The 15646-nt window shown below is 69.9% G+C and carries 13 protein-coding genes; 7 read left to right on the forward strand and 6 right to left on the reverse strand.

Annotation, left to right across the window (positions count from 1 at the left end; genetic code table 11):
- Positions 1-22 precede the first annotated feature (22 nt).
- From GZ64_RS0100870 to GZ64_RS0100880, 3 genes are all read right to left on the reverse strand, one after another.
- Positions 23-1432: a rhamnulokinase gene (locus tag GZ64_RS0100870; RefSeq protein WP_029264802.1), complete on the reverse strand. Its 1410-nt coding sequence runs from the start codon at positions 1430-1432 to the stop codon at positions 23-25.
- Entirely contained in the window at positions 1429-3465 is a 2037-nt protein-coding gene (locus GZ64_RS0100875) for a bifunctional rhamnulose-1-phosphate aldolase/short-chain dehydrogenase (protein WP_029264803.1), read from the reverse strand. The genes GZ64_RS0100870 and GZ64_RS0100875 overlap by 4 nt, the downstream gene beginning before the upstream one ends.
- A 119-nt stretch (positions 3466-3584) precedes the next feature.
- Positions 3585-4346, reverse strand: a complete 762-nt coding sequence (locus GZ64_RS0100880; protein WP_021201652.1) for a DeoR/GlpR family DNA-binding transcription regulator — start codon at positions 4344-4346, stop codon at positions 3585-3587.
- 117 nt (positions 4347-4463) lie between these two features.
- On the opposite strand from GZ64_RS0100880, the gene GZ64_RS0100885 reads away from it, so the two are divergent.
- On the forward strand, positions 4464-5249 hold the full coding sequence (locus GZ64_RS0100885) for an SDR family NAD(P)-dependent oxidoreductase (RefSeq protein WP_021201651.1): 786 nt from the start codon (positions 4464-4466) through the stop codon (positions 5247-5249).
- Between the two features lie 41 nt (positions 5250-5290).
- Positions 5291-6739 (forward strand): rhamnulokinase, encoded by a 1449-nt coding sequence (locus GZ64_RS0100890; protein ID WP_029264805.1) that lies wholly within the window; start codon positions 5291-5293, stop codon positions 6737-6739.
- A 19-nt stretch (positions 6740-6758) separates the two neighbouring features.
- On the opposite strand, the gene GZ64_RS0100895 is transcribed toward GZ64_RS0100890, so the two are convergent.
- Positions 6759-7691, reverse strand: coding sequence for a sugar-binding transcriptional regulator (locus tag GZ64_RS0100895; protein ID WP_029264806.1), 933 nt, complete (start codon positions 7689-7691; stop codon positions 6759-6761).
- Between the two features lie 158 nt (positions 7692-7849).
- On the opposite strand from GZ64_RS0100895, the gene GZ64_RS0100900 reads away from it, so the two are divergent.
- The 5 genes from GZ64_RS0100900 (at position 7850) to xylB (ending at position 14075) form a co-directional block, all read left to right on the forward strand.
- Positions 7850-8896: an NAD(P)-dependent alcohol dehydrogenase gene (locus GZ64_RS0100900; protein ID WP_029264807.1), complete on the forward strand. Its 1047-nt coding sequence runs from the start codon at positions 7850-7852 to the stop codon at positions 8894-8896.
- Positions 8893-10467 carry a sugar ABC transporter ATP-binding protein gene (locus GZ64_RS0100905; RefSeq protein WP_081859627.1) on the forward strand — a complete coding sequence of 525 codons (1575 nt, stop codon included), beginning with the start codon at positions 8893-8895 and terminating at the stop codon, positions 10465-10467. The genes GZ64_RS0100900 and GZ64_RS0100905 overlap by 4 nt, the downstream gene beginning before the upstream one ends.
- Positions 10464-11471, forward strand: coding sequence for an ABC transporter permease (locus GZ64_RS0100910; RefSeq protein ID WP_021201646.1), 1008 nt, complete (start codon positions 10464-10466; stop codon positions 11469-11471). Before GZ64_RS0100905 ends, GZ64_RS0100910 begins: the two co-directional genes overlap by 4 nt.
- 113 nt (positions 11472-11584) lie before the next feature.
- A complete protein-coding gene (locus GZ64_RS0100915) occupies positions 11585-12601 on the forward strand; it encodes a substrate-binding domain-containing protein (protein WP_373695394.1) in 1017 nt (338 codons plus the stop codon).
- Positions 12602-12674: 73 nt separating this feature from the next.
- Complete coding sequence (gene xylB / locus GZ64_RS0100920; RefSeq protein ID WP_029264810.1) at positions 12675-14075, forward strand: xylulokinase; 1401 nt, start codon at positions 12675-12677, stop codon at positions 14073-14075.
- Positions 14076-14110: 35 nt separating this feature from the next.
- Here the strand turns inward: xylB and rhaI are convergent, their stop codons facing one another.
- Together rhaI and GZ64_RS0100930 are read right to left on the reverse strand one after the other, a co-directional pair.
- Positions 14111-15277 (reverse strand): L-rhamnose isomerase, encoded by a 1167-nt coding sequence (gene rhaI / locus GZ64_RS0100925; RefSeq protein WP_021201643.1) that lies wholly within the window; start codon positions 15275-15277, stop codon positions 14111-14113.
- Entirely contained in the window at positions 15274-15636 is a 363-nt protein-coding gene (locus GZ64_RS0100930; RefSeq protein ID WP_029264811.1) for an L-rhamnose mutarotase, read from the reverse strand. Before GZ64_RS0100930 ends, rhaI begins: the two co-directional genes overlap by 4 nt.
- Positions 15637-15646 lie beyond the last annotated feature (10 nt).

Here is a 15646-nt window from a genome sequence, read left to right on the forward strand (position 1 = left end):
CGGCCGCGTTCCCGACGTCGCGTCAGCCTCGCGGATCGAATCGGCGCACCGGGTGTGTCGCCGCGACGAGCGCGCGCAGCCCCTCCAGGTCGGCAGCAGCGGCACCCAGCGCACGCGCCTGCACGAGCACGTTGCCGAGCGCGGTCGCCTCGACGGGGCCGGCCAGCACCGGCAGGGCCGAACGATCGGCGATGGCCTGGCAGAGGAGCGCGTTCAGGGATCCGCCGCCGACGAGGTGGATCACGTCGACCTCACGCCCGGAGAGGTCGGACGCCGCGCGCACGGTCTCGGCGAACGCCGCGGCGATACTCTCCACGATGCTGCGCGCGAACACGGCTCGCTCCGTCGGAGCGGATGCTCCTGACGCCTCGACCAGCGTCGCGATGCGGCTGGGCATGTCGCCGGGCGCGCTGAGCGAAGGATCGTTCGCATCGAACAGCGGCACCCCATCCGAGACCGCGGCTGCCGCAGCGAGCAGCTCCGCCAGATCGATCGATGCGCCGTCCTCCCCCTCCCACGCCCGCACGCTCTCGCTCAGCAGCCACAGACCGGTGACGTTGTGCAGAAAACGGTATCGACCATCGACGCCGAGCTCGTGGGTGAAGTTCGCCTCGCGCGCGGCATCCGTCAGCACGGGTTCGGTCAGCTCCAGTCCGACGAGACCCCACGTGCCGCACGAGATGTACGCGGCGGAAGGCGACGTCATCGGCACGGCGACCACTGCCGAGGCGGTGTCGTGCGAACCGACCGCGATCACCGGGAGGTCGGCGCCGATCCGGGCGGCGAGATCCGGACGCAGCGACCCGATCACCGCGCCGGGGTCGATGAGCGGAGGGAGGATGCGCGACGGGATGCCGATGCGCGATGCGAGATCGCTGTCCCACTCGCCGTCGTCCACTCCGAGCAACCCCGTCGTGGAGGCATTCGTCCGCTCCGCCGCGCTGACGCCCGTGAGCAGGAACGCGATCAGGTCGGGGATGAGCAGCGCCACGTCCGCGTCCGCGATCCGCTCGTCGACCCGGTACTGGTACAGGGTGTTGAAAGGCAGGAACTGCAGTCCGTCGCGGGCGTAGAGATCGGCGAACGGAACGATGTCGTGCACCTCTGCGACGCCCCGGGCGGTGCGGGAATCGCGGTAGTGGAACGGCTCGGCGAGAAGAGCGCCGTCCGCGAGCAGCCCGTAGTCGACGGCCCAGGAATCGATCCCGATGCTCTCGATCGCCGGCTCGCGCCGTACCGCCTCAGCCAGCCCCGCCACGACGTGCTCGTACAGGGCCGAGAAGTCCCAGTGCAGACCGTCGTCACGCTCGACAGGGCCGTTCGGGAAGCGCGACACGAGCTCGAGCTCGAGCCTCCCCTCCCCGATCCGCCCGATCATCACACGGCCGCTGGTCGCCCCGAGATCGACGGCCGCGACCGCGCGCACGCTCATCGCAGGAACGCCGCGGCGACGCCGGAGTCGACGGGGATGTGCAGACCCGTGGTGCGGCTGAGCTCGGGACCGGTCAGCACGTAGACCGCGTCCGCGACGTTCTCGGGCACGACCTCGCGCTTGAGGATCGTGCGGTTCGCGTAGTACTGACCGAGGTCTTCTTCGGCGACGCCGTAGGTCGCGGCACGGTTCGCGCCCCAGCCCGAGGCGAAGATGCCGGAGCCGCGGACCACGCCGTCGGGGTTGATGCCGTTCACACGGATACCGTACTCGCCGAGCTCGACCGCGAGCAGCCGCACCTGGTGCGCCTGGTCGGCCTTGGTGGCGGAGTAGGCGATGTTGTTGGGGCCGGCGAAGACCGAGTTCTTGGACGAGATGTAGATGATGTCACCCCCGAGCTTCTGGTCGATGAGAACGCGGGCGGCGGCCTTGGACACGAGGAACGATCCCTTGGCCATCACGTCGTGCTGCAGATCCCAGTCCTTCTCGGTGGTCTCGAGCAGCGGCTTCGAGAGCGAGAGCCCGGCGTTGTTGACCACGAGGTCGACACCGCCGAACGCGAGCACCGCCTCGTTCAGGGCGGCCTGCACGGCCTCGGCGTCGGCGACGTTTGCCGCGATGCCGATCGCGACATCGGTGTTGCCGAGCTCGGCGGCAGCGGCCTGCGCCTTCGAGGCGTCGAGGTCGGCGACGACGACACAGGCGCCCTCGGCCGCGAGGCGGGTCGCGATGGCCTTGCCGATGCCGGATGCGGCGCCGGTGACGAAGGCGATACGGCCCTGGTGCGACTTCGGCTTCGGCATGCGCTGCAGCTTGGCCTCCTCCAGCGCCCAGTACTCGATGTCGAACTTCTCGGCGTCGGAGATCGGCGAATAGGTCGACAGGGCCTCGGCGCCGCGCATCACGTTGATCGCGTTGACGTAGAACTCGCCGGCGACGCGGGCGGTCTGCTTGTTCGCACCGTAGGAGAACATGCCGACACCGGGGATCAGCACGATGAGCGGGTCGGCGCCGCGGATGGCAGGAGACGTGGCCGTCGCGTGCGCGTCGTAGTACGCCTGATAGTCGGTGCGGTACTGCTCGTGCAGCTCGTGCAGGCGCGCGATCTGCTCCTCGGCAGACGCCGTGGCCGGCAGGTCGAGGATCAGCGGCTTCACCTTGGTGCGCAGGAAGTGGTCGGGGCAGCTGGTGCCGAGCGCGGCGAGGGCGGGCGCCTGTTCCGACGCCAGGAAGTCGAGGACGACGTCGGCGTCGGTGAAGTGTCCGACCATCGGCTTGTCGGTCGAGGCGATGCCCCGGATGGTGCCGGCGAGGGCCGCAGCGCGCTCACGGCGCTCGGACGCGGGGAGGGCCTCGAAGCCCGAGCGGACGCCGCCGAACGGGTCGGCCTTGCCGTGCTCGGCGATGTAGGCGGCCGCGGTGTCGATGATCCAGAGAGAGTTCGCCTCGGCCTCCTCCGACGTGTCGGCCCACGCGGTGATGCCGTGTCCACCGAGGATGCAGCCGATCGCCTGAGGGTGCTGCTTCTTGATCTCGGCGATGTCGAGTCCGAGCTGGAAGCCGGGACGACGCCACGGCACCCAGACGACCTTTTCCCCGAAGATCTTCGTGGTCAGCGCTTCGCCGTCTGCCGCGGTGGCGATCGCGATGCCCGAATCGGGATGCAGGTGGTCGACGTGCGCGGCGTCGACCAGGCCGTGCATGGCGGTGTCGATCGACGGGGCGGCACCCCCCTTGCCGTGCAGGCAGTAGTCGAAGGCGGCGACCATCTCGTCTTCGCGGTCGAGTCCGGGGTACACGTCGACGAGCGCGCGCATGCGGTCGAGGCGCAGCACGGCGAGACCGCTCTCGGTCAGGGTGCCGAGGTCGCCGCCAGAGCCCTTGACCCACATCAGCTCGACCGGCTGGCCCGTGACGGGATCGGTCTCGGTGCCCTTGGCCGAGGTGTTTCCTCCGGCGTAGTTGGTGTTCTTCGGGTCGGCGCCGAGGCGGTTCGACCGGGCGATCAGAGCGGCGGCGGTGGCGTTGGTCATGACTCTCCAAGACAGGGGCGATGCACACGACCGTGTGCATTCGTGCTGTTACTTCTTGTGAAAGATAACACGAACTGACGCCCTGGAGAAAGGGTGTCTGGCGAGGGCGTCTGGGAGATTCAGAGGATGTCGGCGATGTCCCGGAAGGCATCCAACCGCTCGTCGCCGGGATCGAGCTCGGTGATCAGCACCGAGATCTCGTCGCGCTCGAGCGCGCGGGCCACCGACCGGCGCCCGAGCTTGCTGGAGTCGATGCACACCACCGTGGTGCCGGCATTCGAGGCCATCGCCTGCTTCAGCTCGGCTTCGTCCACCGAGACCTCGGACGTGCCGTCGGCGCCGTCGAGCGCGTCGGCCGAGGAGAAGAAGGTGTCGAAGTAGACCGAACGCATGCTCCGGCGGGCGATCGGGCCGACGAGACTGCCCGTGGTGGGCTCCGCGGTGCCACCGGAGATCACCGCCGTCACGCCGTCGAGCGGATGCAGCACCTGGAACGACTCGAAGGAGTTCGTGTACGCCGTGAGCCCGGCGCGCGGACCGATCGCCGAGGCGAGCATGTTGACGGTCGACGACGCGTCGAGCGCGATGCTGCCATGAGACGGGACGAGTCGCAGCGCCTTCTCGGCGATCGCCTTCTTCGCGCTCGCCCTGATGGCCCGGCGCGCATCGAACGGGCGCGCTCTGGGGGCGGCGGTCGCCCCACCTCGCACCCGACGCACTCGGCCCTCCGCCTCCAGCTCGAGCAGGTCGCGTCGGATCGTCATCGACGACACCGCGAACAGTTCGGCAGCGGCCTCGATCATCACGCCCTGCGGGCCGTTCGCGAGTTCGACGAGTTCGTCTCGACGTCGTTGCGCCTCGAGATTGCCGGAAAGAGCCATGGGAGGAATCTATCCGGTGTGCGCGCCGGGGCCGATCCCCCGATCATCGAACCTCACTCTGTGCGCTCATATGAGCGGCTGGTGTCGCGAGGTGAGCGCCGCCGCTAGGCTCTGCTCATGCTCGGAAACACCACGGAACCTCTTCTCGGCCGCATCGCCGTCGTCACGGGCGGGGCGCGGGGCCTCGGGTACGCCATGGCCGAGGCGCTGGCGACCGCCGGCGCCGATGTCGCCCTCCTCGACCGCCTCGACACCGTCGCCGATGCCGCCGACGCCCTGCAGTCCGAGACGGGGCGGCGTGGCATCGGCGTCAGCGTCGACGTCACCTCCGACGCCTCCGTCGCGGCTGCCTTCGACGCCGTCGCCGCGCAGTTGGGCGTGGCCGACGTGCTCGTCAACAGCGCGGGCATCACGCTGGGCACGCCCCTCCTCGACACCACGCCAGCGGACTGGCGGCGGGTGCTCGACGTCAACGTCACCGGCACCTTCGTCACGAGCCGTGAGTTCGCGCGCCGGCACGTCGAGGCCGCACGAGGAAACCCGGCCAGCGTGGTCAACGTGTCGTCGATGTCGGCGTTCGCGGTGAACATCCCGCAGACCCAAGCGGTCTACAACACGTCGAAAGCCGCGGTGTCGATGTTCACCAAGAGCGCGGCGATCGAGTGGTGGCCGCACGGCATCCGCGTCAACGCGATCGCCCCGGGGTACTTCGCCAGCGACATGACCAGGGACTTCGTGGCGGAGAACCCCGAGATGGCCGACGAGTGGGTGCGGCGCATCCCCGCCGGGCGGATGGGGGAGCCCGAAGAGCTCGGCGACCTCCTGGTCTACCTCGCGAGCGAGCGGTCGAGCTACGTCATCGGGCAGAGCATCCTCATCGACGGTGGTTACACCAGCGTGTGAGAGGCCGCCGGACGGGAAGCCCGGACCCTAGGCTGAGGGACATGCCCGAACTGCCCCTCGGCTCGGCGACCTTCCGAGCTGCCGCCGTCGACCTCGGAGGGTCCAGCGGTCGCGTCGTGAGCGCGACCGTCGACGGGGATCGGCTGCGGATCGACGGGGTGCACCGGTTCCGCAACCGCGCGTTCACGGACGAGCTCGGACTGCGGTGGGATGCCCAGCGGCTGTACCGCGACGCGGTCGCCGGTCTCACGGCGCTTCGCCGCGAGGGACCCGCCTTCGCCAGTGTCGGCGTGGACGCCTGGTCGGGAGACTACGGGCTGCTCGCCTACGACGGCCTGCTCGATGCCCCCTTCCACCAGCGCGATGCCCGCACCGACCGCAGCTTCCCCCTCGTCGACGCGATCCTCCCCGCCGCCGATGCCTTTCGAGACACCGGGGTCACCGCCCTCCCGATCATGACGATCTACCAGCTGATGGCCGACCGGGAGGCCGGGCGTCTCGACACCGTGCAGCGGATGCTGCTGATGCCCGATCTGCTCGCGCACTGGCTCGGCGCCGAAGAGGTCGCCGAGGCGACGAACGTCTCCAGCACCGGCCTGGCCCTCCCCCACGGTGCCGGCTGGGATGCCGGCCGGATCGATGCGCTGGGCCTGCCGGCGCGGATCTTCCCCGAGATCGTCGCGCCCGGCACCGTGACCGGGCGTGTGGCTGGCGGCATCCTGGCGCCCGGGGATGCCACCGACATCACCGCCGTCGCCTCGCACGACACCGCCAGCGCCGTGATCGCCGTCCCCGCGCGCGACGAGGACTTCGCCTTCGTGTCGTGCGGCACGTGGATCCTCACGGGTGTCGAGGTCGATCGCCTCATCACGAGCGACCGGGCCCGCGAGGCGGGTTTCACGAACGAGCTCGGCCTCGACGGCACCGTGCGGTTCCTCCGGATCGCCGCCGGGCTCTGGATCATCAACGAGTGCATGCGGGAATGGGGGCTCGACGGCTGGGGAGCACGCAGCACCGCCGCCCGTCGCGAGCTGCTGGCCCGCGCCGACGCCGCCCCGGGCACCGGGGTGCCGATCGACACCGGAGACCCTCGCCTGCTGCGCCCCGGGCAGATGACCGCGCGCATCGCGGAACTCGTCGCGGAGGCCGGCGGACGCATGCCCACCGACCGCGCCGCCGTGGTGCGGCTGGTGCTGGAGAGTCTCGGGGCGTTCGTGGCCCGACAGGTCGACGAAGCAGCGGCGCTCTCGGGTGTGGACGTGCGGGTGATCCACCTGGTCGGCGGCGGCTCCGAGTCGTCGATCCTGGCGCAGGCCGTCGCCGACCGCTCGGGGCGCGCCGTGGTCGCGGGGCCGTCGGAGGCCACGTCGATGGGCAACATCCTGGTGCAGGCCCGCGCGCACGGCGCGGTGCTCGGAAGTCTCGGCGATCTGCGCCGCGTGGTGCGCGCCTCCACCGAGCTGCGGCGCTACGAGCCCGTCCGCCGCTGAGCGGGCAGGTCGGTCCTGCTCAGACCGCGGTCTCGAGCAGGCGCCGGGCGAGAGCGGCATCGGTCACCAGGGAGTCGACGATCCCTGACCGCAGGGCGGCAGCGACGGCACCCGTCTTCGAGGTGCCGCCCGCGACCGCGATCACCTCGGGGATACGGCGCAGCTGCTCGGTGGATACCGCGAGAGACCGCTCGGCCACCGACCCCACGACGGCACCGTTCTCGTCGATGAGCGTCGCGCAGATCTCGGCCTTCACCCCCGCCGCGAGCAGCTCGTCGAGCGCGCCCGCGCGCCCGGCATTGTCGTACAGCTGCGAGTCGGGCGGGCTCCAGGAACCGATCGCGACGACGGCCTTGGTCACCGAGTCGAAGCGGCGGAAGGTCTCCATGATGCCGGGCTCGCGACGCAGGGCCGAGGCGGTGGCGGCGGTCTCGACCAGCAACGGGGCGAAGATCGCGCGGGAGCGTCCCCCCGAGATGCGGCTCACCTGGCGGATCACCTCGACGCCGTTCTCGGGCGTGGGGGCGGCGACGCCGGCGAGCTGCACCACCTCGCACGTCGCCAAGGTGCGCAGGTGTCCGGCCATCGCGGTCAGGGTGCGTCCGGCTGTGAGCCCCAGCACGTCGCCCTCGGTGACGATCTCGCTGAGCAGGTCGGCAGCTGCGCGCCCGAGCCGATCCTGAATGAGGTCGGGCGTGGTGCCGGGAGTGATCACCGCGAGAGCGCGCGTCAGCCCGAAGCGGGCGCGCAGCTGCATGGACAGGTCGAGATCGAGGGAGTCCGGTGCCTCGATCGTGATCTTCACCAGCCCCTGCTCGAGCGCATCCTCCAGCATCCGCGCGATCTTGAAACGGGAGAGGCCGAGTTCGTCGGCGATCTCGATCTTCGTCCGCCCGTCCAGGTAGTGCCGGCGCGCGACGTGCGAGATCCGCACCAGTTCATCGGGTCCCATGTCGCCTCTTCGTCTCGCATCGTGTCAGGTCGGTTCAGCATATCCCGATCTCTCCTTCTGCGCTCATATGAGCGGCCAGTTGTCTCATTCGTCGAGCATGGCTAATGTCGGTCGAGCAATCACGACCCCACGATTGCACCCGCACCACGAGGAGCCCGATGAAGCGCACTGAACTGCCCACGACCATGCGTGCGAGCGTGCTGGTGCGCGCCGGCGAGCTCACGGTGGCGACCCGCCCCGTGCCGATCCCGTCCGCCGATCAGGTGATCGTGCGGGTGAACGCGGTCGGCATCTGCGGCTCCGACGTCCACTACTTCCACGAGGGGCGCATCGGCGACTTCGTCGTGGAGGAGCCGCTCGTCCTCGGCCACGAAGCCGGCGGCACGATCGTCGCGGTCGGGGCCGACATCGACGACGCCCGCGTCGGCGAGCGCGTCTCGATCGAACCGCAGCACCCCTGCCGGGTGTGCGAGTTCTGCCGCAGCGGGCGCTACAACCTCTGCCCACGGATCGAGTTCTACGCCACCCCGCCGATCGACGGCGCCTTCGCGGAGTACGTCGCGATCCAGGGCGACTTCGCCTACACCGTTCCCGATTCCGTGAGCGACGACGCCGCAGCGCTGATGGAGCCGCTGTCCGTCGCCATCGCGGCCGTGCAGAAGGCCGGTGTGCGACCCGGGAGCCGCGTGCTCATCACCGGGGCGGGGCCCATCGGCATCGTCACCTCGCAGACCGCACGCGCATTCGGTGCCACCGAGATCGTGATCAGCGACCCGATGGCCGAGCGTCGCGAGGTCGCCCTCCGGTTCGGCGCGACCGCCGCCGTCGACCCGGCGGCCGGACCGCTCGGCTCGGGATACGACGCCTTCGTCGACGCCTCGGGATCCCCCGTCGCCGTGAAGCAGGGCATCTCGGCACTGAAGCCCGGCGGCATCGCCGTGCTCGTCGGCATGGGCGCCGACGAGATCGCCCTCCCCGTCTCCACGATCCAGAACCGCGAGCTGATCGTCACCGGCATCTTCCGCTACGCGAACACCTGGCCCACGGCGATCGAGCTGGTCGCGTCCGGCGCCGTCGACCTCGATGCGCTGGTCACCGGGTCGTTCGGCCTCGCCGAGGTGCGCGAGGCTCTCGATTCCGCCTCGCACCCCTCGACCCTGAAGAGCATCGTGCGTCCTGACCGCGAGCACGCGAGGGAATCATGACCGACCTCGAGCGCACGGGGAACATCACCCTCGACGAGCAGCCCGACATGCTCGCGTGCATCGACATCCGCAAGGCGTTCGGCGGAGTGCCCGTGCTCAAGGGCGTGGGGCTGCACCTCGTGCCGGGCACCGTGACGGCGCTCGCGGGCGAGAACGGTGCCGGCAAGTCGACTCTCATGAAGATCGCCTCCGGCCAGATGAAGGCCGATGCCGGTCGTGTGCTCGTGCGCGGCGAGGAGCTCACCGCGGGATCCGCGCGCGACGCCCACCAGCGCGGCATCGCCATCGTGCCGCAGGAACTGGCCTCGATCCTCGACACCACGGTGTACGAGAACATCTTCGTGGGGCGGGAGCTGCGCAACCGGTTCGGGCTGGTCGACCGCCGCCGCATGGCCAGGGAGGCCCGGCAGATGCTCGCCGAGTTCGGCGTCGACATCGATCCCGGAGCCCGGATGGGATCGCTGCCGGTGGGACTGCGGCAGATCGTCGAGATCGTCAAGGCGACCAGCACCGGCGCGCGGGTGCTGCTGCTGGACGAACCGACCAGCGCGATCGCCGAGCGCGAGGTCGCCCGCCTGATCGAGAGCATGCGCATGCTGCGCGACCGCGGCGTCGCGATCCTCTTCACGACGCACAAGATGGAGGAGATCCGCGCGATCGCCGACCGGGTCGTGGTGCTCCGCGACGGCGGCCTCGTCGCGGATGCACCGCTCTCAGAACTCAGCGACGACGACATCGTGACCGCGATGATCGGCCGCGAGCTCGAAGACCTGTTCCCCGACCTGCCGCCGGCTTCCGACGACATCGCCCTCTCGGTGCGCGGGCTCGAGTACACACCGGCCCCGCAGCCGGTCGACCTGCAGGTGCGCCGCGGTGAGATCGTGGGGCTCGCGGGGCTCGTCGGTGCCGGACGCACCGAGCTGATCGAGGCGCTGTTCGGCGTGCGCTCCGCGACTGCGGGTGAGATCGCCGTCGGAGGCGCTCGCGTGCGTCGCGGACGCCCCGCCGACGCGATCACCGCCGGCATGGCCTTGGTCCCTGAGGACCGCAAGGGCGCGGGAGCCGTGCTCAGCATGGACATCCTCGCCAACGCGACCCTGCCGCGCATGAACCAGTTCTCGGTCGCCGGATGGCTCAAGGGCCGCAGCCGCGTGGACGCCGTCTCCGAGGTGATGAGCTCCGTGCGCCTGCGCAGCCGTGGTCTCGGGCAGCTGATGGAGACGCTCTCGGGCGGCAACCAGCAGAAGGTGGTGCTCGCGCGCTGGCTCACCGGCGAGGTGAAGGTGCTGCTGCTCGACGAACCCACCCGCGGCGTCGACATCGGCGCCCGCAGCGAGATCTACCGCATCATCACCGACCTCGCCGCCTCGGGCATGGCCGTGGTGATGGCGTCGAGCGACATGCCGGAGATCCTCGCCCTGTCGCACCGCGCTCTCGTGCTCAAGGACGGCGGCGTGGTGGCGGAGCTCGACCGCACCGCCCTCCAGCAACCCGACGTGCAGGACCGCATCTTCCGACTCGCGAGCGGACTCGACATCTCCGACGCACCTTCCGCAAAGGACGACCAATGACCGACACCCGCACCGCCGCGCCGACCTTCGTGCCCGAGTCGGAAGTGAAGCGCTTCAGCCCGACCTGGTTCGGCGACCTCGCGATCCGCTACGCGATGGTGATCGTGATGGTGCTCATCATCGCCTTCTTCCTTTACCGCAGCGCGCGCTTCGGCACGGTCGACAACCTGCAGACGATCCTGGTCGCGGCCGCACCGTTCGCCCTGATCGCCCTCGGGCAGACGCTCGTGATCCTCACCGGTGGCATCGACCTCTCGGTCGGCAGCGTGATCGCCGCAGCGGCCGTGTTCGGCAGCCTCACCGCGAAGGCGTTCCCGGATCAGATCTGGCTCGCGATCGTCGCCGGAGTCGTGGTGGGGTTCATCGCCGGGGCCATCAACGGCTTCGTGGTGTCGGTGATCAAGGTGCCACCCTTCATCGCGACGCTCGGCATGCTCACCCTCGCGTCCGGTGTCGCCTACGTCGCGGGCAACGGCGCCCCCATCACCGGGCTGCCGGCCGACTTCTCCCGCATCGCCAATGCCCAGTTCGGCGGGCTCACCCTGCCGGTCATCCTGATGATCGTCGGCATCCTGGGACTCGCGATCATCATGCGCCGCACCGCCTGGGGTATGCGGGTCTACGCGATCGGCGGCAACCCGATCGCCGCCGGCATCGCGGGCATCAACGTCGGCCGCACCATCTTCAGCGTGTATGCCATCTCCGGCATGCTCGCCGGCATCTCGGGCGTCATGCTCGCCAGCCGTGTCACGCTCGGCGCTCCGAACCTCGGCGTCGGCTACGAGCTCGACGCGATCGCGGCGGTCGTGATCGGCGGCGCGAGCCTGCTCGGCGGCCGCGGCTCGATCTGGGGGACCGCCCTCGGACTGCTCCTCATCCAGACCCTCAACAACGGCCTCGACATCCTGACCGTGCCCGCCTACTGGCAGAAGGTCATCAAGGGGGTGCTCATCGTCGCGGCGGTCGCCGTGGACGTGTGGGCGACCCGACGACGAAGCCGCTGACCGATCACGACGAAGAACCCTGCTTCATCGCACCATCCAACGAGAGGAATCCCATGTTCACCAAGAAGAGCCGCATCGCCGCGGCTTTCGCCGTCACCTCCGTCGCCGCGCTGATGCTCGCCGGATGCGGCGCGGGCGACCCGAACGCGAATGCCGGCAGCGGAGACGACAGCGGCCAGGAGCGCATCACCATCGGTGTGAGCGTCTACGACATGTCGTCGTTCGTCACCGAGGGCAAGGAGGGCATCGAGCGCTACGCCGAGGAGAACAACATCGAGATCCTGTGGAACTCCGCAGGGCTCGACGTCAACACCCAGGCGAGCCAGGTCGACCAGTACGTCACCGCCGGTGTCGACGCGATCGTGGTCATCCCGGTGCAGGCCGACTCGCTGCAGCCGCAGATCGCCGCCGCGAAGGCTGCCGACATCCCCTTCTTCGACGTCAACGCCTCGCTCAACAGCGAAGACCTCACCGGTTCGGTGCAGCCCGACGACGTGGCCGCCGGCGAGCAGGAAGCGCAGATGATGATGGAAGCCCTCGGCGGGAAGGGCAACGTCATCATCCTGCAGGGTCCGCTCGGAGGCTCGGGCGAGATCAACCGCGGCAAGGGCATCGACAACGTGCTCGCCGAGAACCCCGACGTGAAGGTGCTCGCCAAGGACACCGCGAACTGGAAGCGCGACGAGGCCGTCAACAAGGTCAGCAACTGGATCTCGGCCTTCGGCGACGACATCGACGGCGTGATCGCCCAGAACGACGACATGGGCCTCGGCGCCCTGCAGGCCCTCAAGGAAGCCGGCATGACCGACGTGCCGATCGTCGGCATCGACGGCATCGCCGACGGCCTCGAAGCCGTCAAGAACGGCGACTTCATCGGCACCTCGCTGCAGAACGGCACGGTCGAGCTGTCGGCCGGCGTGGCCTACGCCGCGGCCATCGTGCGCGGAGAGGACGTCAAGGAGAACCCGGTCTACCTGATGCCCGCGATCACGAAGGACAACGTCGACGAGGCGATCGGCCACGTGGTCACCGAGCGCGACGCGTTCCTGAAGAACCTCAGCGAGATGACCAACAAGAACCTCAAGAGCGGCAACATCGCTTACGAGGGTCTCACCGGCCAGTCGGAGTGACGGCCGCACCCGAGCCGCGAGGATGCTTCGGCGTCTTCGCGGCTCGGGTCGTTCACGGATGAGGGAGAGGCAGATGCCGTCGACGTACGTCGCCGGCGTGGATTCGTCCACGCAGAGTTGCAAGGTGACCGTGCACGAACTCGCGACCGGGGCGGTGGTGCGCACCGGACGGGCATCGCATCCGCCCGGCACGGAGGTCGCTCCCGAGGCGTGGTGGTCGGCCCTGCAGCACGCGATCGTCGACGCCGGCGGTCTGGACGACGTGGCCGCGATCTCGATCGCCGCGCAGCAGCACGGGCTCGTGGCACTCGACGCACAGGGGCACGTCGTTCGCGACGCGCTGCTCTGGAACGACGTGCGCAGTGCGGACGCCGCGGCGGCGCTCGTGGCGGAGGTCGGCGCGCAGGAGTATGCGCGTCGGGTCGGAGTCGTGCCGGTGGCGTCGTTCACCGGAGCCAAGCTGCGGTGGCTGCGTGATCACGAGCCCGCGAACGCAACCAGGGTCGCTGCGGTCGCCCTGCCCCACGACTGGCTCTCCTGGCGACTGCGCGGGTACGGGCCCGTCGGTGCGTCCGCGCTCGGTCCCGCCCTCGACGCCCTCGCCACCGACCGCTCCGACGCGAGCGGCACTGCGTACTGGAGCGCCTCCACAGGCGCCTACGACCTCGACCTGCTCGAGCGTGCGTTCGGTCGCGTCCCGATTCTCCCCCGCGTCCTCGGGCCCGCCGAGCGGATGGGCGTCATGCCCGGAGGCACCGCGGTCGGAGCCGGTCTGGGCGACAACGCCGGTGGTGCGCTGGGACTCGGTGCCCGACCGGGCGACGCGATGATCTCGATCGGCACGAGCGGCACGGTCTTCGCGGTCGCGGATCGGCCCCTCGCCGACCCCACCGGAACCGTCGCCGGCTTCGCCGACGGAAGCGGGAATCATCTCCCTCTCGTCGCGACCCTCAACGCGGCCCGCGTGCTCGATACGGTGGCCGGACTGCTCGGCGTCGATCACGACGCACTCGCCCTCCTGGCGCTGGCCGCCGAACCCGGAGCGGACGGCCTGGTCCTGCAGCCCTACTTCGAAGGGGAGCGCACCCCGAACCGCCCGGATGCCACCGCCACGCTGTTCGGCATGTCGCTCGCCTCGACACGACGCGAGACGCTGGCGCGCGCTGCGGTAGAGGGTCTTCTGTGCGGTCTGGCCGACGGCCTCGACGCGATCCGTCGGTGCGGCGTGCCGGCCACCCGCATCCTGCTCATCGGTGGGGCCGCGCGCAATCCCGCCGTCTCGCAGATCGCGGCTCAGGTGTTCGATGTGCCGATCGTGGTGCCGGGCATCGACGAGGCCGTCGCCCGAGGGGCGGCGGTGCAGGCGGCCTGGGCCCTCACGGACGAGCGCCCGTCCTGGGCAGACGGCGAGGCGCGGTCGTTCGCGGTCGACCACCGTCCGATCATCCGAGAGCAGTACGCCGCCCACGTCTGAGCCGGGCGGCGTACTGCTCTGCAGGGGACCTGCGGTCAGGCGCCCCAGCCGGCCTGCACTCCGCCCACCCGCTCGGCGGCGATCCGCTCCTGGTAGCCGGAGGCGAGATAGGCGGCCATCGGATCGGCGGCGAGACCGCGCGACTCCCGCCATTCGGCCAGGGCGGGCCGCACGTCGGTGTAGAAGGCATCCATGAAGAGGGCGTTCGCGGCGAGCACGTCGCCCGACCTCTGGGCAACGGCGAGCGCGTCACGGTCGACGAGCAGCGCACGCGCCGTCATCTCCTGCACGTTGAGCACCGAGCGGATCTGGCCGGGGATCTTGTCCTCGACGTTGTGGCACTGGTCGAGCATGAACGCCACGTCGGGGTTGTTCAGGCCGCCCCCGCGGATCACCTCGAACAGGATGCGGAACAGCTGGAACGGGTCGGCCGCGCCCACGATCAGGTCGTCGTCGGCGTAGAAGCGCGAGTTGAAGTCGAACGAGCCGAGCTTGCCGAGGCGCAGCAGCTGCATCACGATGAACTCGATGTTCGTGCCCGGGGCGTGGTGGCCCGTGTCGAGGCACACCATCGCCTTGTCGCCGAGCGCGCTGACCTGCGCGTACGAAGTGCCCCAGTCCGGGACGTCGGTGTGATAGAACGCCGGCTCGAAGAACTTGTACTCGAGCACGAGGCGCTGGTCGTCGCCGAGGCGGTCGTAGATCTTCTGCAGCGAGTCCTGCAGGCGGTCCTGGCGCCCGCGCATGTCGGCCTGGCCGGGATAGTTCGACCCCTCGGCCAGCCAGATCTTGAGGTCGCGGCTGCCGGTCGCATCCATCACGTCGATGCAGGCCAGGTGGTGGTCGATCGCCTTCCGCCGGATCGCGGCGTCCTCGTGCGTGAGGGCGCCGAACTTGTAGTCATCGTCCTGGAACGTGTTGGAGTTGACCGTGCCGAGGGTGACTCCGTGATCCTCGGCGTGCGTGCGCAGATCGGAGTACGAGTCCACCACGTCCCACGGGATGTGCAGCGCCACCGCGGGAGCGAGTGCCGTGTAGCGGTTGACCTGGGCGGCGTCGGCGATCTTCTCCCACGGATCCCGCGGCGTGCCGGGGGTGCCGAACACCTTGAAACGCGTGCCGGAGTTGCCGAAGGCCCAGCTGGGGAGCTCGATGCCCTGCTTCTCGAGGATGGCGAGGTTCGAGGGGGTGAGGATGCTCACGATGCACTGCTTTCGTTCTGGAGACCGAAGGAGGAGAGCTGGTCTTCGAGGTGGAACACCTCGGGAAGTGTGGGGGCGGCCTGGTCCGGTCGGCCGTCGAGGCCGACGAAGAAGCGACTCATCTCGGCCTCCCAGCGCGCGGCGACGGGCGACGCGGCGAGATACGCCTGGGCCGCGGCGTCGTCATCGGTCTCGTAGTAGCCGATGAGCTCACCGTCGGGAGCGAGGAACAGCGAGTAGTTGCGGCGTCCGGCCGCCGCGATCTCGGCGAGCATCTCCGGCCACACGGGCGCGTGACGCTCGCGGTACTCGTCCAGGAGCTCCGGTCGCACCTGGAGCTTGACGCATACGCGGGTCATGAGGGCCTTT

The sequence above is a fragment of the Microbacterium sp. Cr-K32 genome (assembly GCF_000708345.1).
In the GTDB taxonomy this organism is placed as follows: Bacteria; Actinomycetota; Actinomycetes; order Actinomycetales; family Microbacteriaceae; genus Microbacterium; species Microbacterium maritypicum_A.